This window comes from Kocuria sp. TGY1127_2 (assembly GCF_013394385.1).
In the GTDB taxonomy this organism is placed as follows: Bacteria; Actinomycetota; Actinomycetes; order Actinomycetales; family Micrococcaceae; genus Rothia.
Window position 1 is genome coordinate 1,728,705 of sequence record NZ_AP022834.1, and the last position, 23,482, is coordinate 1,752,186.

The window sequence follows — 23,482 nt, forward strand, 5'->3', positions numbered from 1 at the left end:
GGTCAGGTAAGAGCTTCTGCGCTCGTCCTACTCGGCGGCCGTCTCTTCCAACGGCATGACTTCGGAGTCAACGTTTAGCTGCATCTGCAAGCGGAACCGGACTTCCTCACTGAAAACGGCGACTCCCCCGACGGCCGCAACGGAACCGGCCAGCCACCCAAGGGTGCCTCGAGGGGCTCAACCGCGGGTCAGTGGCCGTCCCGTGATGCGGAAGCAACACCGGGGCCCCACCAGGCCTTGTTCTTGAAGTGCTCCACGGTTTCCGGCTCGGGAACGCACTCATTGGTGATTTCCCCGATGCCTTCCACACGAACCGTGACCTTGTGACCAGCTTTGAGCCAGAATCGGCGGGGCTTCTTGGACATACCCACGCCGGCGGGGGTTCCGCAGGCGATAATGTCCCCGGGCTCCAGAGTCATGAAGGTGCTGAGATACGAGACGATCTGAGCCGGGGTGAAAATCATGTTGGCGGTGGTGCCGGATTGCATGACCTCCCCGTCCACGAGGCATTCGATCTTGAGCCCCTGAACCGGATCGACCTGGTCCCTGGAAACGATGTGCGGCCCGAAAGGCGTGCTGTAGTCCCAATTCTTCCCCTGGAACCATTCGCTCGTTCGACCCTGCCAGTCGCGGACGGAGACGTCATTGAGCAGCGTATAACCGGCGATGGCCCCGAGCGCGTCTTCTTCATTGACACGCCGCACAGACCGACCGATAACCACACAGAGTTCGGCCTCGTAATCGATTTTGGTTGACTCCGGAGGCATCGCAATGGGGTCATCCGGACCCACGAGCGAATTCGAGAATTTGGTGAAGACGGTGGGGTATTGAGGCAACTCCGCCCCGACTTCTTCGGCATGATCATGGTAGTTCAGCCCGACGCAAAGAATCTTCCCGGGCTGCATGGGCAGCACATCGATCATCGAACGCACATGAGGCAATTCGCCCTGGCCGAGATTCGAATAGAACTTCTCCCGGGCCTCGTCTGAGCCTTCTCTGAACAGGCTGCTGTCCACCACGCTGGCGGGACCGACATCCCGCAGATAATAGCGCTTGCCCGCAACCTCCACCCAGGTATACAACCCGGTCTGCTGATCGAACAGGCTCTCGACGTACGCGCGCCCCAGTTTCATCGCTCAACCACCTCACGTGACAGAAAACTCCGTTTCAGGCTACAGGTTCTCCACCACGTTCCATCCACCCGTGACGCGATTTCTTTCCAGATGCAGGGTCCTCAGCTCGTCATCCTTCACCGCGCCCCGACGACGCCGAGCCCCAGCCGGAAGATCCACCGTCACCTGGACCTGCCACATCTCTCGATCCACCAGGTACGGACACAAATCTTTCGGGGCGCGGTCGACCTCGGTCCACCACGCCCGTCGCTCGTACCACCGGACAGGGTCTGCCGCTACCCTGTAGCGATGACCGTCGATCTCCACGCGCAGGGGTTGCCCGGCCGTCGTCGTCATAACCTGAGTGTTGAGCACAACGCCTCCTAGCTCTTATTCGAATATATATTCGAATCCTAGGAAGGGCGACTGACAACTTAAGCGAGTCAGCTTTCCAGGACCTCCGAGACCCTCGTGATCGGCGCCTCGGCAGGAGCCTTGCGGGTGCTCCGGCGGATGGCTTCGAAGACCACGACCACTAGGACGTTCGCGACCAAACCGATGATCCCTTCGCTGATGGCCCAAGGCAGTGTCCACCAGAAGGTGTATCCGATCACGATCGCGAGCCCCACGACCGCGCCCGCCAGAATCGACGAGGCTCCGATCTTCTTCCGGAGTAGCAATGCGGCCGCGATCGCGGGGGCCAGCTGGTCCAATCCAGAGAAGGTCAGGAGCAAGAGATTCGCCAAGAGGTCCGGCATTACGATCGAGAGGAATAGGGCCAGACCGGTCGCCACGACGACCGTGATCTGCGTGATTGTGAACTGGGCTTTCTCGGATCGGGCACGCGCCAGGTTGCGGGAGACCAGAGTGCTGATGGCAATGAGCAACGAGGCCGAAGGGACCATCGCCGTCGCGATTCCGGCCACGGCGGCAACGCCCATCAGCCAATCCGGGAACATTCCCGAGGCCAGCTCCAGCAGAGAACTGTCCGGATCCGCGTTGCTTCCCAGAACCACCAGAGCCACATACCCCACGACCAGGGGCATCACGATCAAGGTGTTGTAGAAAGGAAGCCACAGGTAGTTCCGTCGGAGCACCGTGGAATTCCGCGCGGACATGATCGGGGGCCAGTTGTGCGGCATGGTCGCAAAGGCCACGCCGATGGCGCTGATCGCCATGTTGGAGATGTACCAGGGAATCCCGTATTCCTGTGTGCCATGGACCGAAAGCATCTCCGGCATCTTTTCCCGAACTATCTCGAAAGCATTGGTGAAGCCGCCGGTGTAGTGGATGGGAACCGCGATGCAGATGACAAAAAGCATCACGATCATCAGTACGTCCTTGAAATACGCGGTGGTCGCCACTCCCCTCAGCCCGGACCACAGGACGAATGCCACGACCAGGACGAAAGCGATCACCATCGACCACGCACCCATCGAATGGTTGCCCGTGACCAGCTGGACGATCAGGCCAAGCCCCGTGATCTGGAGCTGGAGATACGGCAATAAGAAAACGACGCCCGAAATCGCCACCAGAATTCCCAAGGCGCGTGAGGAATACGCGTCTTCCAGAAAATCGGCTTGCGTGAGGTGTCCACGGGAGCGGGTTATGCGCCAGATCTTGGGGGCCAGGAAATACAGCGCGAGATAGCCCAGCGGGACGTAGGGCATCGAGTAGAACGATGCCGCCCCGCCGGAAACCACGAGTCCGGCGGTTCCCAGGAAAGTGAAGGTAGTGAAGACCTCTCCGGCTTGCAGCAGCCACGTGGTGGCTACGCCGAATTTATGCCCGCCGACGGTCCACTCCGCGAGGTCGAGATCGGGTTTGCGTCGACCCATGAAGCCGAGCAGAGCAATGACGAGGATTCCGCCCAAGGCGACCCATGCGATGGTGCTCATGACTGCTCACCCCGGTTTTCCTGTGCTTCCGCACGCCGCACGGCTTGGTGGTCGAGGAGTTCTTCGTAGGAAGAATCCGTCCGAGTGAATTCCACGATCGCCAAGACCAAACTGATCATCAGGCTTCCGGGGATGCAGGTCCACCACATGATCGTCGGCAGGCCGAGGAACAGATGGGGTCCGTTGAGGATGGGCAGCCATTGGAGGACGAACGCGGCGAGCACGGGAGCCAGACACACGCACCACCACAGTGTCTTGCGACCGGTCGATGCTTTCCGCCGACGGCCCGCCGTGGCTTGCTCGGAGGCACTCATCAGGACTCCGTTCGCGCGGTCAACAGACGTTGACGCTGATCGGGGTCGGCGGCCATGTCGATCGCGGTCCAGCACATCGCCGTACCGCCGTCGATCACGGCCCGGTCGGCGCTCGGGCTGACGCAGTATTGGGCGAATTCGGGCTGGTGACATGTCGCACCGTCCGCCTCAACGTAAATGCTGGGGTGTATTGCCGGAATTTCGAGGGATACGTTGGCCATGTCGGTCGATCCGGCCTCGCGGATGCGCTGGTCCATCGGGGCGTCCGTGAATACCCGTCCGAGGGCTTCCGCGTTGCGCCGGTAGGCGGCAACCATGGGATCGTCGTTGCGGAATTCCGAGAATGCGGGCCATTCGTCTTTGATCTCGACGTCGCAGCCTGTGGCCACGGCTCCGGCTTCGAAACAGCGGATCATTTTCTCTTTGACCCCGCCCGGGCCTTCGAGCTCTGCGATCGTGTTGGCGCGAGCGTCGTAGAGCAGCGACGAGTGATGTGGCACCACGTTGGGAGCATCGCCCGCGGAAGTCACGATCCCGTGCACGAGTTCGCCGGGCCTAAGATGTTGACGCAACAGGCCGATGGCGACCTGCGCAACGGTTGCGGCATCCCCAGCATTGATGCCCTGGAAGGGAGCCATGGCCGAGTGAGCAGGACGGCCGGTGTACTTCACTTCCAGATCCACGACGGACCGTGTGAGGTGGCTGGCGTGTTCTTCGCTCCCTGGGTGGACCATCATGGCGGCGTGGACGCCGTCGAACACTCCCGCGCGCAGCATGAAGATCTTGCCTCCGCCGAATTCTTCGGCAGGGGTCCCGAAAACCTTGACGGTGATTCCGATCCGATCGGCCACCGAAGCGAGTGACAAACCGGCCAGCACACCTGCGGAAGCGATGATGTTGTGCCCGCAAGCGTGCCCCACCCCGGGCAGCGCATCGAGCTCGGCGCAAATGCCGATGATGAGCTCGCCACTGCCGTAGCTGGCGACGAAGGCGGTCTCCAGGTCGGCGACTCCGGTTTCGATCGAGAATCCGTGATGCTTCAGGAGATCGACCATTTTCCGGGAAGTTTCGACCTCTTCGAAAGCCACCTCCGGTTCCGCATGGATGCTGTGGCTCAAGGACAGCACCTCGCCGGAAACACTCTGGGCGGTTCGTTGGGCGGACTTCTTCGTCTCTTCGACGTCGGCGACGACGCTTTGCGCAACCACTGCGCCTCCTCGAATCGTGATCTGAAACATAGTCAGACTAAGCAGGAGGAGTGCGGCGACAGAAATGCCTCGCCGTGGCAGAGCAATTATTACCTCGACACGACGTGGGCGGGAGGGGATTCATCCCCGCCCCGCCCACGCGAACCCGCGTCGGTCGGCCTATTTCTCTAGGTGGTCCTGGTGCCGCCCATGAGCCCGGGTCAGCAGATCCCGGAATTTGGCTTCGGAGTCGATCAACTGGTCCTTTGTGCGATCAGGAAGTCCCGCAAGTTTCTTCTGGTATTCCGTGAGCCGCCCGTGCAGCTCGGAACGCTTCTCCTCCGAGGCGTCCTCCGGCAAGTCGAGATAGTCGCTCGCGGCCTTCTCGGTGCCGCTGATGATGCGCAATGCGCGGCCCTTCGGGCTGTACAACGAAACCAGGACCGTCAGCACCAGGACCCCGATGATCACGCCCAGTGACATTCCGATACCGACCTCGATCACATGTACCGGCTCGCCGTCGTTGATAAAGGGCAGATTGTTCTCGTGCAACGCATGCAGGATGAGCTTCACACCGATGAACGCCAGAATGATGGACAGGCCCCACGAAAGATAGATCAGACGATCGAGCAGACCGTCGATGAGGAAGTACAGCTGGCGCAGTCCCATGAGCGAGAAGGCCGTGGCCGTGAAGACGATGTAGGGCTCTTGGGTGAGACCGAAGATCGCGGGGATCGAGTCGAGAGCGAATAAGACGTCGGTGCCGCCGATGGCCACCATGACCAGAAGCATCGGCGTCATGACCTTCTTGCCATTTTCGAGGGTGAACAGTTTGTCACCGTCGTAGTTCTCACTGGTGTGCATGAAGCGTTTGGCGAGCCGAACAATAATGTTGTTCGCCTCGTCGTCGTCTCCGGTGTCCGCGACCTCACCCTTGATCAGGTTCCCGGCGGTCAGCAAGAGGATGATACCGAACAGGTAGAAGACCCAGGCCCAAGCGTTGATCGCGGCCGCACCCACGAAGATGAAGGCCGTTCGGGCGATCAGGGCGAAGACGATGCCGAAGAGAAGCACCTTCTGCTGATCGGCTCGGGGCACTTGGAACGAGGCCATGATGATCAGGAAGACGAAAAGGTTGTCGACCGACAGTGCTTTCTCGGTGATGTACCCGCCGTAGTATTCTGCGGCGAACTGACCACCGTCGAAGGCCATGATCACCAGCCCGAAGAGCAGAGCAATACCCACGTAGACCGCGGACCATACGGCCGCTTCCTTGATCGTGGGTTCGTGCGGCTTGCGCACGTGAAAAAAGAAGTCGTAGGCCAAAAGGGCCAGAATGACCACGAGGGTCACGACCCACTGAATAGCGGTAATCTCCACAGGAACTCCTTGTGCGTGCGTTGAACGGCACAAGTCTCTCCCCCACGTGTGCCGACGGCCGATGCCGCCCTGTGACGTGGTCCGTGCCCGGCCAGGCTTCTGCGCCTGACGTATTGACGTGCACGGTCTTGAGGGATACTCCCTTGCTTCACTAGACAACCCTACGGGAGGCCAGGTCCTTAGTCCATGTGCTCCGTGCCTCGCCTCCCGGACGATCTCATTCCGCCGGGTTCTCTCGCGCTTCCCGCCGCAAGGCCCTGCCCTTGGGGCTGTAGAGCGACGCCAGCACCGTGATGGCAAGCACGCCCACGATCACGGCCAGGGAGATCCCTGTGGTGATCTCGAAGACGTGTACCGGCTCGCCGTGGTTGATGAACGGCAGGTTGTTCTCATGGAGCGCGTGGAGCATCAACTTGATTCCGATGAAACCGAGAATCACGGCAAGACCCCAGGACAGGTAGATCAAACGATCCAGGAGCCCATCGATAAGGAAGTACAGCTGACGCAGTCCCATGAGCGAGAAGGCCGTGGCCGTGAAGACGATGTACGTCTCCTGCGTGAGGCCAAAGATCGCGGGGATCGAATCCAACGCGAACATGATGTCGGTCAGGCCGATCGCGACCATGACCAGAAGCATCGGCGTCATGACCTTTTTGCCGTTTTCGACGGTAAAAAGTTTGTCACCGTCGTATTCGTCCGTTGTCTTGAGGAAGCGCTTCGCCAAACGAACCATCACGTTATTGGCCTCGTCGCCGTCCCCGCCGTCCTTGACCTCGTCCTTGACCAAATTACCCGCGGTATAGATCAGGAACAGACCGAAAACGTAGAACAGCGCGGCCCATCGATCGATGGCCGCGGCACCGATGAAAATGAAAAGCGTTCGCGCGATCAGTGCGACGACAATGCCGAAGAGCAAGACTTTCTGCTGGTCGGCCCGAGGGACCTTGAAAGAGGCCATGATGATCAGGAAGACGAACAGATTGTCCACGGACAAGGCTTGTTCCGTGACGAATCCTGCGTAGTACTGAACGGCGAAGTCGCCACCGTCCCAAAAGAAGATGAAGAGCCCGAAGAGGAGGGCAACCGCGACGTAGAACGAAGTCCACAGGGCGGCTTCCTTGATCGTGGGCTCGTGAGGCTTGCGAACGTGGAAAATGAAGTCGTAAGCGAGCAGGGCCAGGATCACGACGATCGTCACGATCCATTGAAGAGATGAAACTTCCACAAAGCCTCCTTGTGGGCACGGAAAACCTCACAAGTCTCTCCCGCCGCTCACACCCGTATCACGGGGGCTGCAGCCTCGTGCCCGGCCAGGCTTCGGCACCTGACGTGCTGACGTTCACGAGATCGAGGGGATACTCCCTTGCTCAGAGTGCAACTGTACAGGCATCCCCGCGCCTTCCGAGCAGGTTTTCGGCTCGAGTGCGCCGCATTCGGGATGATTCGGTACCCTATATAGCGAGGTCACCCACCGATTTCGAGAGAAGGTCACCAGTCCCATGAGCACTCCTTGGATCCGCGCCCGCCGCTACATCATCGGAGCAATTTTCGTCGCCGGAGCCGCATTCTTCGTCTGGAGCATTCCCAGCGACGGAACCGTCGGCCAGTTCGTTGACTGGACCATCGGGTTCTTGCTCGTATGGGCCGTCCTCCTGGCCCTTGCCGGAATCTACGCCGCCGCCAAACCAACCCGCGCCGAAAAGGAAGAACTGCAGCACTTCCAAGCCATCGAGGGTTCCCACAGCGCCGATCGCGCGCAGCTGTCCAAATAGATCTTCCGATAGAACGCACGAGAAACCCCCGGGGGCAGAACCCCGGGGGTTTTGTGTACGACCCCGAAACCCGCTTCTAGAGCCGTGGCTCCCACCCCAGTGCCGGGCCGATCTTCGTCGCACATTGTTCGAGAATGTGCCGCCAGTCCGAGGGCTCGAGTTCGAACGGCAGCTCCACGATGAATTCGTCTGCGGCCTCGAACGAGGGATCGGATCTCAGCTGCTCGACGATCTGTCCGGTGCTTCCCATCCGGTCCATCGCTATGATCGTCTTCTCCCCCAAGACCTTTCGGGTTCGAGGCGTGCGACGTTGGACGTATTCCTCGTAGCGAGCGCGCTGTTCAGGTGAGGTCTCATCGGTCGGGACGACGACGCGCGCTTGCGCAACCCGGCCGGGCCTCTGCTCCGGCAGGGCCTCACGATAAGCACGGATCAGAGCGGCCTGGGCGGCATCGAAATCGCGGATGCCGTTCTCCGTCGAACCGATGTTGCTCACCAACAAGCCCAGACCCGTCTCGCCGGCCCATCGTGCGGACTTCAACGACCCTGAACCGTAGGAGAGCCTCTCGACCAGGCCCGGACTGAGAGGCTGAACCGTCTCGGAATCGAAGTTCCCGCCGAAGCCTTCGTACGGTCCGACGTCGCGGATCTTCTTCCCTTGGAGGAGGCCGATCAGACGCATGATCCTCTCGTACCCGTAATCATCCGCTTCCCAGCCCGGACCGAATACGGTCCTGTTCACGGCGTCATCGAAGCGCGGCGGGTGAACGCTCAGCCCGGGACGGAGCCTCCCGCCGGTCAGAAGATCAGCAACCCCCAGGTCCTCGGCCAATCGGTACGGATTCTCGAATTCGAGGGGAATCACTGCGCTTCCGAGCTCGATCCTCTCTGTGGCCTGCGACAACGCACCGAGCATGACGCCGGGAGCCGTGACCCCGTACTGCATGTGGCGTGTACGCAACCACCCCGAGTCGAACCCCAGGGTCTCGGCGTGGCGAAAAAGGTCGATCGCATCTGCGAACCCCTGGGACGGGTTCTCCGGGCTGAACGGAGCGATGTGGAGGAATCCGAGGTGTTTGAGGGGAGAACCGTTGGCAGGCATGCGACTCCTTGAGAACCGGAAACAGTGCGTATCTACATCTCAACCGTGAGCGTACCGAACTATTCCGCCTGCCTCCTGCGGAAGGTCACGAGATGTAATCGGCCCGAAGCTTCTTCTTGTTGAGCTTGCCGACGGAGGTCCTGGGAAGTTCGTCGACGACCACAACCTTGTCCGGCAGCTGCCATTTGGCGAATCTGGTCAACAGCGTGGACCGGACGTCATCGGCCTCGACAGATTCTCCGCCGCGTGGGACCACATACGCCACGGGGCGCTCATCCCATTTCTCGTCCGGAACCCCGATCACGGCCGCCTCTGCAATACGCGGATTGTCCAGGATCGCGTTTTCCATATCGATCGAAGAAATCCACTCACCGCCGGATTTGATGACGTCCTTCAGGCGATCGGTCAGTTTGAGGTATCCGTTCGCGTCGATCACCCCGACGTCACCGGATCGCCACCATCCGTCGGCGAATGAATCCGCTGATTCGGGACGATTGAAGTACTCCTGCGTGATGAACGGGCCTTTGTAATAGACCTCGCCAGCGGACTCGCCGTCGTGCGGGAGCTCCGTGCCGTCCAATGCGACGATTTTGATGTCCGTACCGGCGCTCGGCAGACCCTGCGAACGCTTCAGATCCCACCATTCGTCGTCGCTCAGCCCTTCGAGCGAACGCTTGCGAATCCAGTTGATCGCCACGATGGGCGAGGTCTCCGAGGCGCCGTAACCATGGACGATGTCAGCGTTCGCGGTTTCCTGGAAGCCTTTCATGAGCGCGAGCGCAGGTTCGGAACCGGCCACGACCACACGCAACCCTTCGAGATCCACGGCTTCGGGGCGGTGGCGGAAGTATTCGAGAATCGGGGTCCAGATCGCGGGCGAACCGTTGGAGATCGTCACCTCTTCATGGACCAACGCTTCGGCGAGGTCTTCGACTTCGGTAGCCGCATATTGGCCGGGCATCACCAGTTTCGAGCCCGCCAAGACGGCCGCGTGGAGGAATCCCCAGGTCATAACGTGGAACATGGGGGTCACCGGCATCAAACAGTCTCGATGGGTGAAGCTCAGCGACGTGTGGAGCGCCCAAGCGTGGAGACAGACGGCGCGGTGTGAGTAGAAGATCCCTTTCGGACGCCCGGTGGTTCCGGTCGTATATCCGGCATAGGCCGCGGTCGCCTCCTCGATCTCCTCCCAGGCATACTCCTGGGGCTGAGTGGACATGAGGTCTTCGAGGTAAATCGGGTTCGCCAAATTCGTCGATATCTCGGACCCTCTCCGGTCCGAGAGAATGATCCATCCCCTGACGTCTCCGGTCCCCTGGATTCCTTCTGCGATCGGCAGGAGGGATTCGTCGACCACGACCCACTGCGCCCCCGAGTGCTTCACCACGTACGTCAGATCTTCGCGGGACAGCTTGAGGTTCAGTTGCAGATGGGTTGCCGCGAGTCCCGGGAGGGCGAAGTACAGTTCCATGTGCCGTCGCGAGTTCCAGTCCATGACGCCGACGACGTCGCCCGCCTGGACCCCTGCTTCGGCCAAAGCGTGCGCCATTTGAGATACGCGCTTGATTTCGGTCGCGTAATTCGAACGCTCCCATGTACCGGCTGCTCCCTTGTAGACGACTTCCGTTTCCGGGAAGGTCCGCGCCGCGTGCCGGAGCATGGTCGTCACATTGAGTTGGTAATTGTCAGCCATGGTTGACGGATGTCCGTAGAGCAATGGTGCCCCTTTCCTCGGCGCCACGTGCATCACCTATGATGTGACCCACGCCCTAAATTTTGTCCAACTATACGGGTTGATGACGCTGTGCAGTCCCTTCGAGACTTTCCTGCTTTCACCAACAATTCATAAAGCCGGTACCTCTTCTTTGATGCCAGCTCCCTTTCCGCCCCCGGCGGTCCCCTAGCATTCACCAAGTCAGGTGCGAATCAGCGCACTCCCCGATTCAAAGGAAACGCCGATGAACTTCGATGGCTTCGACAGCCCGAGAACACGCAGGTTCCAGCGAAAAGTCACCCTCCTCTCTGCGGGCGGGGTGTTCCTGGATGGCTTCGATCTGACGATCATCGCCGTTGCGATGCCGATGATCGTCGGCGAATGGGGCCTCGATGCCGGCGAAAAATCCATCCTGACCAGCAGCGCCATCATCGGTTCCTTCATCGGTGCCGTATCACTGGGCAACCTAACGGACCGGTTCGGACGGAAAGCGATGTACGTCATCGACCTCCTGGCGTTCGTCCTGTTCGCCGTCCTCACGGCGTTTTCCCCGAACCTCTGGTGGTTGGTCGTCTTCCGTTTTCTGCTGGGCATCGGCATCGGCGCGGACTACCCGATCTCCGCGACCCTGGTTTCCGAGTTCGCGCCGAAGAACGGACGCGGCAAGCTCTCGACATCTCTCGGGGCCATGTGGTTCGTCGGGGCCGTGGTTGCCTACCTCGTCGGTCTCCTGACTTTGCCTTTGGGCGACTTCGCTTGGAGAGCAATGCTCTTGATCGGCGCAATTTTCGCCCTGGTCGTCTTCATTTTCCGTGTGACGCTTCCGGAATCTCCACGGTGGTTGGTCGCCCACGGCCGGTTCGAGGACGCCAAGGACGTCGTCGAGAAAGTCACCGGGGTGCGCCCGAGCCACCACGAGGTCGAGGCCGAGGCCACCCGCCCTGCTCACGCCCCCGCCCGCACGGCACGTCTACTGAGTCTCTTCACGGGTCGCCAGCGGAACAGGACGTTGTTCGTCTGTGGATTCTGGTTCTGCTATGCCACGGCCTACTACGGGATTTCGATGTACACCCCGACCATCCTTGCGCCGTTCACTCAGGGAAACCAGGTCGCGGTCATCGTGGGTTCCGGAATCGTGGCCGTGCTGGGGTTGGTCGGATCCGTCATCGGCATGAACCTCGTGGATTCATGGGGAAGGCGCCCGCTAATCATCACGTCCTTTGCCGGGCTGACGGTATCCCTTGCGGTTCTGGCACTGACCGTGAACCCGCACCTGATCTTCCTGATCGTCCTGTTCAGCGTCGCGGTTCTCTTCGCAAATTCCGGAGGCGGGATCCTCAACTTCGTCTACCCGACGGAGCTCTTCCCTACCGAGCTCCGAGCCACGGGATCCGGATTGGCGACCTCAGTAAGCCGTATCGGTTCGATCCTGGGCGTCGTCGCCTTTCCGAATATGGTCGCCGCGTGGGGCAACAACGTGGCTCTGTGGGTCTTCGCGGCCGTAGGGTTGGCGGGACTGCTGATCTGCGTCTTCATGGCCCCCGAGACCAAGAATCGCGGCCTGGAAGAAATCAACTCGTAAGGAGCAAGCACATGTCTGACCGGGACAATGCCGGAACGTCCCAGGGATTCGCGACCACCAGTTCGCGACGGGTCATTCCGGACGCGGCCGCTCCCTTCCGCCGTCTCCACCCCGGTCCGGGCGAGCCGCATACCGCGCGCACGGACCTGATGCCGGCCAATGCCGCCTGGCCCGACGCCGGCACGCAGGTCCTGGGCCTGGTCCATTTCACCGATTTTCAGCTGGCGGACTTGGCCTCTCCCGCCCGACTCGAGTTCCTGCAGAAGCTCGACGGCCAGCCGGACTGGAAGGGGATGATTCCCTCCTACCGGCCTCAGGAGTTCTTGCAGTACCACGCGATCGAAGGCATGGTTCGAGCGATGAATTCCCTGGTCGAAGCCCAACCGGATATTTGGGACCTGGCGCTCACGACCGGCGACAACTCCGATTCCTCGCAACGCAATGAGATCGAGGCGTACCTGCGGTCTTTGACGGGCGGCGTCGTCAAACCGGCCGCAGGATCACGGGAGTTCCAGGATGCGCCGGTAGGGATGGACGATCCGCAATACTACAACCCGGAGCCGTCTTCCCGTGACAGGTACAAGACCGAATTCGGGTTTCCCGACGCTCCAGGCGCGTTGTCCGAAGCAACGAGGTCTTTTGGGACGGACGGCTTGGGTTTGCCCTGGTTGACCTGTTTCGGGAACCACGACTGCTTGGTCCAAGGGCGGGCGTCGCTTCCCGGGGGTTTGGACGATTTCCTGTCGGGGCCGCGCAAGCCGATTGAGCTCGACGCCGCTTCGGTCCCGGAGGGCGCCAAGACCCCGGCGTACGTCAACGATCCGATGTGGTCCACGCGCGGACCCACGAAAGACATCGACCCTTCGGATGGCCGAACCGTATGGAGCAAAAGTGACTACGTCAGAGCACACCTCGACTCTCCCGGTTCGCCGCGCGGCCACGGATTCACGGATGTCAATTTGCACGACGGCGTGACCTACTACGCCCACGATCCGAACGACGACGTGCGGATCCTGGTGCTGGACACCACCAATACGGCCGGTCACGTGGACGGATGCGTCGACGATACGCAGTTCCGGTGGCTCCGGGATCAGCTCGACGCGTCCGCCGCCGAAAGCCGGATCGTAGTTCTGGCTTCACATCACGGGCTGTCCACGCTGAACAACGACTACGGGATCGGCGATTCGCGAGGCACCTTGCATCTGGCCGACGACGTCGAGGCCCTACTTCATTGCTACCCGAACGTGGTCCTGTGGCTCTCCGGCCACACGCACGTCAACAAGGTGACGCCGCGACCCGGACGCGCACCCGAGAACGGGTTCTGGGAGGTCTCCACGGCCTCCATTTCGGAGTGGCCGGTGCAATTCCGAGGAGTTCAGATCTTCGTATCCGACAGTGTGGTACGCATCCGGACGACGATGGTCGACTCGCAGATCCCCGAGTCGCCGACCTCCACGCGTGGGCTCGAAAACCTGGCGGCCTTGCATCGGGAGCTCGGCGCAAACGACACAGGTTCCGTCGGTGGACTGCATGCGGAGGGCACACGGGATGATCGCAACGTTGACCTCCTCGTAGCCATCTAGCGCACTTGCGTGCCTCACGGCGCCCGGCCTGCACGGTCGAGACCGTGAGCGTATCCTTAGGCCAGCGGCAGACGATCGAGGGGCGAGACCTCACACCTTCGAGGAGTCGTGATGCATCCGGGATCGAATAATGGCCTCCGCGCTGCTCTCCGCCCAGCGGCGCATGGCGTCGATGGGCTCGGCCAGACTCCGGCCGAGTTCCGTCAGCTCGTAGTCGACCCGCGGAGGCACGGAACCGGCCGCATGGCGAGTGACGAGACCGTCTCGTTCCATCGATCGAAGGGTCTGTGTCAGTACCTTTGGGGTCACTCCCCCGATGCTGTCCCGTAACTGCGTGAACCGCATCCGCCCCTCTCCCAGGCTGGTGACGATGAGGGGCGTCCAACGATCGGTCACGTGACGGAGCACGGTCCGCGACGGACAGTGCGGGTCCATGATGTCGAACTCGCGTTCCGGGGAAGAGACATTTGTAGCCAAAATTGCTTTCCTTAGTTTCCTTGAGGTACTCGGTATCAAAAAGATACTCTTTGGGTACGTGGTCGGCAAGAGCCGCCGGCACATCTACCAGCAAAGGGTTGAATCATGAAGATCGCAGTCATTGGAGCCACAGGAATGGTCGGATACCGCACCGTCGCGGAAGCCGCTCAGCGGGGACATACCGTGGACGCGTATTCGCGCAGCGGCAAGGAGGTCGAAGGCGCTCAGTCGGCCCGCGCGCTGGATCTCGCGGACACTGCCGCGGTCACCGAGGTCATTGCCGGACACGATTACACCGTCATCACCGTGGTCAGCGGCCGCACCGGCGACTACGCCGACGACATCAAGAACCACCGCAATCTGTTGGCGTCAGGGCCAGAGGGCAAGTTCCTTGTGGTCGGAGGCGCCGGCGCTCTCTACGCCGACGAGAACACTATGCTCAAGGACACGGAGGGGTTCCCGGCGCAGTTCAAGACGGAAGCTGATGCTTTCGCGGAGGTCTACCGTGACTACGTGTCCTCACACGGTATGGACTGGACGATGCTGGCTCCCGCGCCGATGATCGCCCCGGGCGAGCGAACCGGCGCATACAAGACCGAACTGGACCGGCCCGCGGGGGACTCGGTATCCGCCGAAGACTTCGCGGTCGCAATTGTCGATGAGGCCGAATCGCAGTCGCATCAGGGCAAACGCTTCACCGTGGCGAACTAGTACCGCTTGGGCGTTCTCCGACGCCCCCCCCTGAGGGCCCGGTCATCCGAACCGGCCCTCAAGACGTCCGCGCGTGATCCCACCGTCAGATCAGGCGTGACCCGCCTGCTGCATCTGGCGCAGTTCTTTCTTCAGGTCAGAGACTTCGTCACGCAATCGAGCCGCCAATTCGAATTGGAGCTCGGCCGCGGCGTTGCGCATCTGCTCGTTCATTTGCTCAATCAGTTCCAGCAGGTCCTCGGCAGGAGCCGCCGCCAGACCGTCCTTGCGAATTTTCTCGACGGCAGCCAACGTCGCGTTGTCCCGATCGGCGTCGGCGGACTTGGACTTCTTGCCCTTGCCCTTGACCGGAGCCGTGTGATCATTGGCCGCGGCGCGCTTGGCCAAGAGCTCCTGGGTATCCTCTTCTTCGCGGGCGATCTGATCGGTGATGTCCGCGATGCGTTTGCGGAGCGGCGTCGGATCGATGCCGTGCTCCTTGTTGAACGCGACCTGGATTTCCCGACGACGATTCGTCTCCTCGATCGCCGTCTCCATCGAATCGGTGATCTTATCCGCATACATGTGGACTTGACCGGACACGTTACGGGCAGCACGGCCGATGGTCTGAATGAGCGAGGTCGTCGAACGCAGAAACCCTTCCTTGTCCGCATCCAGGATCGCCACGAGCGATACCTCCGGCAAATCCAGGCCCTCACGAAGAAGGTTGATGCCGACCAGGACATCGAATTCGCCCAGACGCAAGGAACGCAAGAGTTCGACGCGCTTGAGGGTATCGACGTCGGAGTGCAGGTACTGGACCTTGACCCCGTGCTCGACGAGGTAATCCGTGAGATCCTCGGCCATCCGCTTGGTCAGCGTCGTCACCAGGACGCGTTCGTCCCGGTCCGCTCGTTGCCTGATCTCGTCCAGGAGATCGTCGATCTGCCCCTTGGTCGGTTTGACGACGATCTCCGGATCCACGAGACCGGTTGGGCGAATGATCTGTTCGACGTACCCGTCCGCTTGAGACATCTCGTACTTGCCCGGGGTGGCCGACATGTAGATCGTCTGGCCGATGCGCTCCAGAAATTCGTCCCATTTGAGGGGACGGTTGTCCATCGCGGACGGCAGACGGAAGCCGTGCTCCACGAGCGTACGTTTGCGGGACATGTCTCCCTCGTACATGCCACCGATTTGGGGCACGGTCACGTGGGATTCGTCGATGATGAGCATGAAATCGTCGGGGAAATAATCTAGCAGACAGTGCGGGGCCGAGCCGGCCCCACGTCCGTCGATGTGCCTCGAATAGTTCTCGATACCGTTGCAGAAGCCCATCTGCTCCATCATCTCGAGATCGTAGGTCGTGCGCATTCGCAGCCGCTGCGCCTCGACGAGCTTGTTCTGGTCCTCGAGTTCCTTGAGACGCTCCCCCAGCTCGTTATTGATGTCTTCGACCGCACGAGCCATGCGTTCCGCACCGGCCACGTAGTGCGAGGCGGGGAAGACGTACATCTCATTCTCTTCCCGGATTACCTCGCCCGTGAGCGGATGAAGAGTATGAATCGACTCGATTTCGTCCCCGAAGAACTCGATGCGGATCGCATTCTCCTCATACATGGGGATGATTTCGACGGTATCTCCACGAACGCGGAAAGTACCCCGGTGGAAGTCCATGTCGTTGCGTGCGTACTGCATGTTGACGAACTGACGGAGCAGGTCGTCGCGGTCGACTTCGTCCCCCTGGCGGAGCGTCACCATCTGGTTGACGTACTCCTCAGGCGTGCCGAGACCGTAAATGCAGGACACCGTGGAGACCACGACGACGTCGCGTCGGGTCAGCAACGCGTTGGTCGCGGAGTGTCGCAAACGCTCGACCTCATCGTTGACCGAAGAGTCCTTTTCGATGAAGGTGTCCGTCTGGGGAACATAGGCTTCGGGCTGGTAGTAGTCGTAGTACGAAACGAAGTATTCGACCGCGTTATTGGGCAAGAGCTCACGAAGTTCATTGGCCAACTGGGCCGCGAGGGTCTTGTTCTGGACCATGACCAGCGTGGGCCGCTGAACCGCCTCGACGAGCCAGGCCGCCGTCGCGGACTTGCCGGTACCCGTGGCACCCAGGAGAACGATGTCCTTCTCGCCGCCTTCAACTCTTTCGGTCAATTCGGCGATGGCCCGTGGCTGATCACCGGCGGGCTTGTAATCGGAAATGACCTCAAATGGCGCGACGACGCGGTTGATCTCCTGTGCCAGACTCATACGCCCCAGGCTACTCCGATTCGTAAGAATGTTCGATAGATCCGCCTGAGGCTGATGTCTTCTCCTTCCTACGGCGGTCCTCCCCTATGCGTCCCGGTTCTTCCCACGTCGGGGTGCCGGCCAGCACTGTCTACGACAGGCCGGTTCGCGAACCGTATGCGGAGTAGTCAGGCAGCGTCAGATTCATCAACTCGGAGGATGCCAGGGCATAAGTTACCCGGGCCTAGACCCCGTCGGTGCAATGCAGTTGACCGTTGATCGTGGCACCGCCAACGTTGGCATGATCGGCCTTTATCCCATCAGCGGTGTATTGAATCCCCTCCGGCTGCTTGGCCTTATATGGCCTCCCCTGCTGCTGGGGTTTGTACATCACGAACAAACCGCCCTCGTCCTCGACCTTGAGCAATGGCGGCTGGTTATCAACGCTGGCCATCAGGTGTCGAATACTGCCATCGCCGGAAGCACAATGAACCACGTTCGGAGTGAACTGCTGTTCACCGTCGCCGGTGGTCACGGTCAACGAACCCGGGCCTGCCGGCGCAGACTCCGACGCCCCTGTCGGGGTGGGATTCTCAGCCGGACTCGAGGAAGACTCGCTGGACGAGGCGGAACCCTGCGTCGGCGACCCAGAAGAGCTGGCACCTGTCGAACCGCCACACCCGGTGGCAAGGAGAAGAACGGCCAGGGACGGGACGGCTACTTTCGGCAAAATACGCATGCAACCACTGTATTTGCTGAGAGTTCCCTGGGCCATTCACCTCGCTGTGGCAAGAACCCTGGCCAGACGGGGGCTGGCGTACAACCCGACGTCAAACAGGAGAACACCACATGACTGGGCCAGGACCTGGATTAGGGCAAAGAACAGAACGTAGCTAGATTTTGCGTTGGGCAAACCGGCTCCTGGGGCAGAGCCCGAGCTCAGCTCTGGTCGATGAACTCTTGCTTGTACTGTCGGACGACGTCGTCGAAGTTGTCGTCCCGGACGAAGCCAAGCTCCAGGAGACGATCCACCGCGAACTCACCCGGCCAGGAGCACACGATGTCCATAACCTGTTGGTCGGGTTGATCGGTGACCAGGGCCCTGGCCCGTGAGCCACCGACGCGTTCGAGCGAAGCAAGCATCTCGGAGACCGTCACACAGATGCCGGGGATGTTCATACCGCGCCACGCACCGATCTCCTCTCCCAAGATTTCCAGCGCGTGGACGAGGTTGGACACGGCGGCATCCGGGGAAGAGAGCCACATCCGGGTTTCATGGGGTACCGGGCACGCGGACTCGATTCCGTTCAATGGTTCCCGAATAATTCCCGAAGCGAAGGACGACGCCGCAGAGTTCGGCTTGCCGGGCCGGACCGAGATGGTCGGCAGACGACAGATCCGGCCGTCCACGAATCCCTTGCGTGAGTACTCATTGACCAGCAGCTCCCCCATGGCTTTGAAAGCCCCGTACGTCGAATCGGGCTGTTCGGCCCAAGTGTCCTCGACGATTTCCGGCATCTGACCACCGAAGACGGCCAATGAACTCGTGAACACGAAACGGGGCCGATTGCCTGCCCTCCGGGCCGCCTCCAACAGTTCGCGCGTCCCGTCGAGGTTCACCCGCAGAGCCAAATCGAAGTTCTCCGCCGACCCGCCCGACAGCACCGCGGCCAGGTGGTAGACGGCAACCGTGTCCTCGCCAATGATCTCGGCCAGCAGGTCCGGGTCGGCGAGGTCCCCGACCGCCGAGCTCACCCGAGCGTCCTCGCTCCGATTCTCGGCTAAGTCCAGAGACACGATGCGATCGAAACGAAACCCAAGGTTCCCAGCATCCTGTCGCTTCAGCAGCTCCGCAATGACCCTGCTCCCAAGGAACCCTGCGCCCCCGGTCACGACGATCTTCATTCCGTTTCCTCTCTGACGGCTCCCATGGTCTGGCGCATGTGCGACCTCATGGCCTCGCGCGAGCCCTCTTTGTCTTTGTTTTCCAGCTTTTTCAAAATCTCTGTATGCCAATGGATCGCGTCGTTGCGCACTTTCCGCGTCGACGAGGTCTCCATGCGCACGGCGCGCAGAACCTCTTCCAGCGGACGGTAAGTCGCGGCAAGATATTCGTTGCCTGCGGCCTCAATGATTACCCCGTGAAATGCGATGTCCGCTTCTACAGCGCGAGCGACGTCGGGTTCGCCGTCGCTGTTCTCGACCTCGACCATAATCTCGACCTGCTCCCGCATGAGCTTCAGCTGTTCGTTAGTGATCCTCGCCGCGGCGAGTTCGGCTGCTCCGATTTCCACGATTTCGCGGACCTCGGTCAACTGCTCCACGAGGTTTCGACTCTCGCCGCGCATCCGACCGCGCAACTCCATCAGCTCCACGTTGAGTAGATCCCAGTTCTCGACGGGGGCAATCCGATTCCGTTTGCCGTGTTTCACCGTGATCACCCCTCGCCCGGCGAGCGTCTTGATCGCTTCGCGAATGGTCAGTCGGGAGACGTCGAGTTCGTCGGCCAGGACGCCCTCGGGCGGCAATTCGTCTCCCACGGACACGACACCTTGGGCAATCCGGTCCAGGATCGATCGACTGACGTGGTCGGCGAGATTCTTCACCACTGGTGACTCCTTGGAAGACGCATGTGTGAACTGGTTGACAGTATTGCACAAAAAGCTACACTTATCAGATATCTGATCACAGCCAGTGATGGCTCGCGTCACTCTGGCCGGAAGTAGAAGTCGATGGAGATTTCATGTCCCCGGTAACTCTCGTCCTTTTGGGATTGGCCGCTGTCGTCGTCATCCTGGCGCTCATCATCAAGGCAAAAGCCCACCCGTTCCTCGCATTGCTCCTGGTCTCGGTCGGCCTGGCACTGGCCGCCGGAGTTCCTCTGGACAAGATCGTCCCCATGCTGGAAGACGGCATGGGCTCGACCCTCGGGTCGGTTGCTCTCATCGTGACGCTCGGTGCCATGATGGGTCGCATTATCGAGGTCTCAGGCGGAGCCGATGTCCTGGCCAAGATGTTGCTCACCAAATTCGGTCCCAACCGAGCTCCTTGGGCACTCGGGGCGGCCGCTTTCATCTTCGGCATCCCCGTGTTCGTCGATGTCGCCCTCATCGTCCTCATGCCGATCATCTTGTCGGTCGGACGCCGCCTTCAAGGCAACATGCTCAATTACGCTCTCCCCACCGTCATGGGCCTCCTGACGGTGCACGTGGTGCTTCCTCCGCACCCGGGCATCGTGGGCGGAGCGCAGGTCATGGGCGCGAATATCGGCATGGTGCTCCTCCTGGGACTGGTTCCGGCAATCATCATGTGGTTCGCCTCGCAACTGATGATCCCGTTCATCACCCGCCGTGTATTTTCTCCCGTCCCGGCTATCTCGGCGGCGGAGATGCAGGAAGCCGGTGAGGATTTCGACGAGGAATCGACCCAGTCTTTCCCGAAGGTCGACAATCCGCCGCGCGCTTGGGTCGTGATTCTCATGATCCTGATCCCGCTGGTTCTGATCATGTCCCAAACCATCACCTCCATGACTCTGCCTGCGGACAACGGGGTCGTTCAGTTCTTCTCCTTCGTGGGGGCCTCTCCGATGGCTCTCGTCATCGGCGTCGTCATCGCAACCGTCGTCCTCGGCTACCGTAGAGGCTGGGGGCTGACCCAGGCCGAGGACGTCATCAACTCCTCCCTTCCGCCGGTAGCAGCGGTCATCCTCATCACCGGAGCCGGTGGCACCTTCGGGCATGTGCTCCAAGAAACCGGAGTCGCCGACGCCGTCGCCAATGCCCTGGCCGGTACGGGTCTGCACATCTTGGTGATGGCGTGGTTGATGTCAGCCCTGATTCGCGCGGCCCAGGGTTCCGCAACCGTGGCGACCCTGACCACCGCGCCACTCGTCGCGCCTCTGGTGGCATCGCTCGGTCTCGCTCCGTTGCAGGTAGCACTCGTGGCGGTCACCATCGGCATCGGCTCGATGGCCCTCTCCCACGTCAACGACTCCCTGTTCTGGGTGTGGTCCCGATACAACCAGGTCAACACCGCAACGGGGCTCAAGTCCTACACGGTTCTGACCACGGCAACATCGATCGTCGGCTTCTTCGTGGCCCTGGTCATGTGGCCGGTGGTCTCCGCCCTCGCCTGATTTCTTCTCCGAAGGAGTTTCACCATGCTTAATTCACCCCGCCGATTGCTCGTTCTCGACGACGACCCCACCGGTTCGCAATGCGTCCACGATGTTCCCGTCGCCTTCGAACAAGACCCCGGAATCCTCACGGGGTCTTTGGAACAGCCGGGTTCCACGTGCTTCACACTCACCAATACTCGGGCCTTGGAAGAGAACGCCGCGGTCTCGCTGAACCGCAGGACTCTGAGTGAATTCTTGGAAGCCTCGCCCCAGAGTGATAAGACGCCTCTGCACGTGGTCTCCCGGTCGGACTCCACCCTCAGGGGTCACGTGGTTGCGGAGCCCAATGCGCTGGCCGACGTTCTCTCCGAGCACGGCGTCGACGTCGACGCGTTCCTGTTCTGCCCCGCGATGATCGAAGCGGGCCGCTTCACGGAAGGCAATGTCCACTACGCCAAGGTCGACGGGGCAGCGCGAAGAGTCGAGGACACAGACTTCGCACGGGACGCAACGTTTGGCTACCATCATTCCGACCTCACGAAGTTCCTCGAGGAAAAATCCGACGGTACGGTCCAGGCTTCCGAGGTCCTCAGCCTCTCGCTCGACGACATCCGCTCCGGAGGGCGGGAAAAAGTTACCGAGATTCTCGCCGGAGCCTCGAACAGAACGTGGGTCGTCGTCAACGCGACCGATTACTCGGACATGGAGGTCGTCGTCGACGCCGTGACCGAATTGGAAGCTCGTGGACATCACTTCGTCACACGGTGCGGTCCGTCTTTTGTCCGCCCTCTCGCCGGTCAAACCGAGCCCCGCATTCTCGGGCCGTCGGACATATCCCTGAGCGGCGACAGACAACGTCACGGCCTTGTGGTGGTAGGCTCCCACGTCGGCCTCACCACGCAACAGCTCGAGGAAGTTCAGCGACGCGGGAGCCTGACCGAAATCGAAATCGATGTGGAACAGCTTCTCGATCCGAGCCGACGGGACCACCACCTGAACCGGACGGTCCAGACGATCCGAGAGGGCCTGAAGAACAACGACGTCGCCGTCTACACCAGCCGGAAACTCGTCTCGACTTCGGACCCGGCCGAGTCCCTCGACATTGCCAGAAGCGTCTCCGATGCGGTGGTAGAGGTCGTGGAAAGGAGCCGCGATGCTCTCCCAGCCTGGATCGTCGCCAAAGGAGGAATCACCTCCCATGAAGTTGCCCATCGGGGCCTGGGTATCCGCCTCGCGAGGGTTGAGGGCCAGTTCTTCCCCGGTCAGATTTCGCTCTTCAAACCGGAACACGCTCCCGAGAATGTTCGAGACTGCCCTTATGTGGTCTTCCCCGGAAACGTGGGCAGCCGCGATGCTCTCGCGGACGTCATCGAGCGCCTCCAGGCCGCCTCACGCTGAACAATCGCCACGAATCACAGAACGGACAACATGAATCAGAAAAGTTCCATCGGTTGGATTGGACTGGGCGCGATGGGCGCCCCCATGGCCACGGTCGCGGCCCGAGCAGGCCACGCGGTCACGGCATTCGATCTGAATCCGGCCGTGCTCGAATCGGTCGCACCGCTCGTTGATACCGCGAGTTCGGCCCGTGAGGCTGCCATGGGTGCGGACGTTGTCGTCATCATGGTCGCGACGGGACCTCAGTTGGATGCGGTGCTGTTCGGCGAGGACGGCATCGCTGATGTTCTTTCGTCCGGGACCACGCTCCTCATCATGTCCACGGTCGGCCTGGCCGCTGTGCAGCGTGCTGCACGGGCTCTGGAACCGTTGACCCAACACATCGTCGACGCGCCCGTCTCCGGCGGCGTTGCCCGTGCCGGCACGGGCGACCTTCTCATCATGGTGGGCGGCAGTGACAAAGACGTCGCTTCCGTCAAGCCCCTGCTGGACGCCCTGGGTTCGAATTGCCCGGTGGTCGGACCGGAGCCGGGCGACGGCCAGAAGTTCAAGGTCGTGAACCAATTGCTGTGCGGAGTGCACATCGCCGCCGCGGGGGAAGCCCTGGCTCTCGCGGATTCGATGGGGCTCGACGTCGCTCAGTGCCACGAAGTGCTCAATGGCGGAGCCGCTCAATCCTTCATGTTCCAGGATCGGGGATCTCGTATGGTCAACGAGGAGTTCGACGAAGCCCGGTCCGCCCTGAATATTTTCGTCAAGGACATGGGGCTCGTGACCGACGCGGCCCGGGCCGCAGACCAGCCGGTTCCGCTCGCTTCAGCGGCGGAGCAGGTGTACTTGAGAGGTCGCCGGGAAGGGCTCGGCCGCAAGGACGACTCCGTGGTCTACCAGATGCTCCGTGAACGGGACCGCTGAGCC

Annotated in this window: 20 protein-coding genes and 1 pseudogene; 7 read left to right on the forward strand and 14 right to left on the reverse strand. The window is 61.1% G+C overall.

Annotated elements, in window-relative coordinates; translation table 11 throughout:
* Positions 1-188: 188 nt before the first annotated feature.
* From sake_RS07765 to sake_RS07795, 7 genes and pseudogenes are all read right to left on the reverse strand, one after another.
* Positions 189-1,133, reverse strand: coding sequence for a fumarylacetoacetate hydrolase family protein (locus sake_RS07765; protein ID WP_129359467.1), 945 nt, complete (start codon positions 1,131-1,133; stop codon positions 189-191).
* Between the two features lie 39 nt (positions 1,134-1,172).
* Positions 1,173-1,487: a hypothetical protein gene (locus tag sake_RS07770; protein ID WP_238147585.1), complete on the reverse strand. Its 315-nt coding sequence runs from the start codon at positions 1,485-1,487 to the stop codon at positions 1,173-1,175.
* Positions 1,488-1,555: 68 nt separating this feature from the next.
* A complete protein-coding gene (locus sake_RS07775; protein ID WP_129359466.1) occupies positions 1,556-3,010 on the reverse strand; it encodes a sodium:solute symporter in 1,455 nt (484 codons plus the stop codon).
* Positions 3,007-3,324: a hypothetical protein gene (locus tag sake_RS07780; RefSeq protein WP_129359465.1), complete on the reverse strand. Its 318-nt coding sequence runs from the start codon at positions 3,322-3,324 to the stop codon at positions 3,007-3,009. Before sake_RS07780 ends, sake_RS07775 begins: the two co-directional genes overlap by 4 nt.
* Positions 3,324-4,532 (reverse strand): M20 family metallopeptidase, encoded by a 1,209-nt coding sequence (locus sake_RS07785; RefSeq protein WP_238147584.1) that lies wholly within the window; start codon positions 4,530-4,532, stop codon positions 3,324-3,326. The genes sake_RS07780 and sake_RS07785 overlap by 1 nt, the downstream gene beginning before the upstream one ends.
* 159 nt (positions 4,533-4,691) lie before the next feature.
* Entirely contained in the window at positions 4,692-5,891 is a 1,200-nt protein-coding gene (locus sake_RS07790; protein ID WP_178945768.1) for a TerC family protein, read from the reverse strand.
* A gap of 247 nt (positions 5,892-6,138) precedes the next feature.
* Positions 6,139-7,116 (reverse strand): annotated as a pseudogene (locus tag sake_RS07795) (TerC family protein); the annotation flags it as partial.
* A gap of 274 nt (positions 7,117-7,390) precedes the next feature.
* Between sake_RS07795 and sake_RS07800 the strand changes: the two are divergent.
* A complete protein-coding gene (locus sake_RS07800; protein ID WP_129359461.1) occupies positions 7,391-7,663 on the forward strand; it encodes a hypothetical protein in 273 nt (90 codons plus the stop codon).
* A 76-nt stretch (positions 7,664-7,739) separates the two neighbouring features.
* On the opposite strand, the gene sake_RS07805 is transcribed toward sake_RS07800, so the two are convergent.
* Positions 7,740-8,765 (reverse strand): LLM class flavin-dependent oxidoreductase, encoded by a 1,026-nt coding sequence (locus sake_RS07805; protein WP_129359460.1) that lies wholly within the window; start codon positions 8,763-8,765, stop codon positions 7,740-7,742.
* Between the two features lie 85 nt (positions 8,766-8,850).
* Complete coding sequence (locus sake_RS07810; protein ID WP_178945769.1) at positions 8,851-10,458, reverse strand: long-chain-fatty-acid--CoA ligase; 1,608 nt, start codon at positions 10,456-10,458, stop codon at positions 8,851-8,853.
* Positions 10,459-10,723: 265 nt separating this feature from the next.
* Between sake_RS07810 and sake_RS07815 the strand changes: the two genes are divergently transcribed.
* Positions 10,724-12,061 carry an MFS transporter gene (locus sake_RS07815; RefSeq protein ID WP_129359458.1) on the forward strand — a complete coding sequence of 446 codons (1,338 nt, stop codon included), beginning with the start codon at positions 10,724-10,726 and terminating at the stop codon, positions 12,059-12,061.
* Positions 12,062-12,072: 11 nt separating this feature from the next.
* Complete coding sequence (locus sake_RS07820) at positions 12,073-13,644, forward strand: metallophosphoesterase (RefSeq protein WP_178945770.1); 1,572 nt, start codon at positions 12,073-12,075, stop codon at positions 13,642-13,644.
* Positions 13,645-13,734: 90 nt separating this feature from the next.
* On the opposite strand, the gene sake_RS07825 is transcribed toward sake_RS07820, so the two are convergent.
* On the reverse strand, positions 13,735-14,121 hold the full coding sequence (locus sake_RS07825) for a helix-turn-helix domain-containing protein (RefSeq protein WP_238147583.1): 387 nt from the start codon (positions 14,119-14,121) through the stop codon (positions 13,735-13,737).
* Between the two features lie 105 nt (positions 14,122-14,226).
* Here sake_RS07825 and sake_RS07830 point away from each other — a divergent pair, with 105 nt between their 5' ends.
* Positions 14,227-14,832 (forward strand): NAD(P)-dependent oxidoreductase, encoded by a 606-nt coding sequence (locus sake_RS07830; protein WP_129359455.1) that lies wholly within the window; start codon positions 14,227-14,229, stop codon positions 14,830-14,832.
* 90 nt (positions 14,833-14,922) lie between these two features.
* Here sake_RS07830 and uvrB read toward each other — a convergent pair whose 3' ends face one another.
* From uvrB to sake_RS07850, 4 genes are all read right to left on the reverse strand, one after another.
* Positions 14,923-17,070 carry an excinuclease ABC subunit UvrB gene (gene uvrB / locus sake_RS07835; protein WP_178945771.1) on the reverse strand — a complete coding sequence of 716 codons (2,148 nt, stop codon included), beginning with the start codon at positions 17,068-17,070 and terminating at the stop codon, positions 14,923-14,925.
* Between the two features lie 223 nt (positions 17,071-17,293).
* A complete protein-coding gene (locus sake_RS07840) occupies positions 17,294-17,788 on the reverse strand; it encodes a hypothetical protein (RefSeq protein WP_129359453.1) in 495 nt (164 codons plus the stop codon).
* Positions 17,789-17,988: 200 nt separating this feature from the next.
* Positions 17,989-18,954, reverse strand: a complete 966-nt coding sequence (gene denD, locus sake_RS07845; RefSeq protein WP_129359452.1) for a D-erythronate dehydrogenase — start codon at positions 18,952-18,954, stop codon at positions 17,989-17,991.
* Positions 18,951-19,658, reverse strand: a complete 708-nt coding sequence (locus sake_RS07850) for a FadR/GntR family transcriptional regulator (RefSeq protein ID WP_165000952.1) — start codon at positions 19,656-19,658, stop codon at positions 18,951-18,953. The genes denD and sake_RS07850 overlap by 4 nt, the downstream gene beginning before the upstream one ends.
* A 134-nt stretch (positions 19,659-19,792) precedes the next feature.
* Between sake_RS07850 and sake_RS07855 the strand changes: the two genes are divergently transcribed.
* The 3 genes from sake_RS07855 to sake_RS07865 are packed head-to-tail and all read left to right on the forward strand — an operon-like array spanning position 19,793 to position 23,479.
* Complete coding sequence (locus sake_RS07855) at positions 19,793-21,184, forward strand: GntP family permease (protein ID WP_178945772.1); 1,392 nt, start codon at positions 19,793-19,795, stop codon at positions 21,182-21,184.
* A 24-nt stretch (positions 21,185-21,208) separates the two neighbouring features.
* Positions 21,209-22,564 carry a four-carbon acid sugar kinase family protein gene (locus tag sake_RS07860; RefSeq protein ID WP_178945773.1) on the forward strand — a complete coding sequence of 452 codons (1,356 nt, stop codon included), beginning with the start codon at positions 21,209-21,211 and terminating at the stop codon, positions 22,562-22,564.
* A 30-nt stretch (positions 22,565-22,594) separates the two neighbouring features.
* Complete coding sequence (locus sake_RS07865; RefSeq protein ID WP_178945774.1) at positions 22,595-23,479, forward strand: NAD(P)-dependent oxidoreductase; 885 nt, start codon at positions 22,595-22,597, stop codon at positions 23,477-23,479.
* The last annotated feature ends 3 nt before the right edge of the window (positions 23,480-23,482 follow it).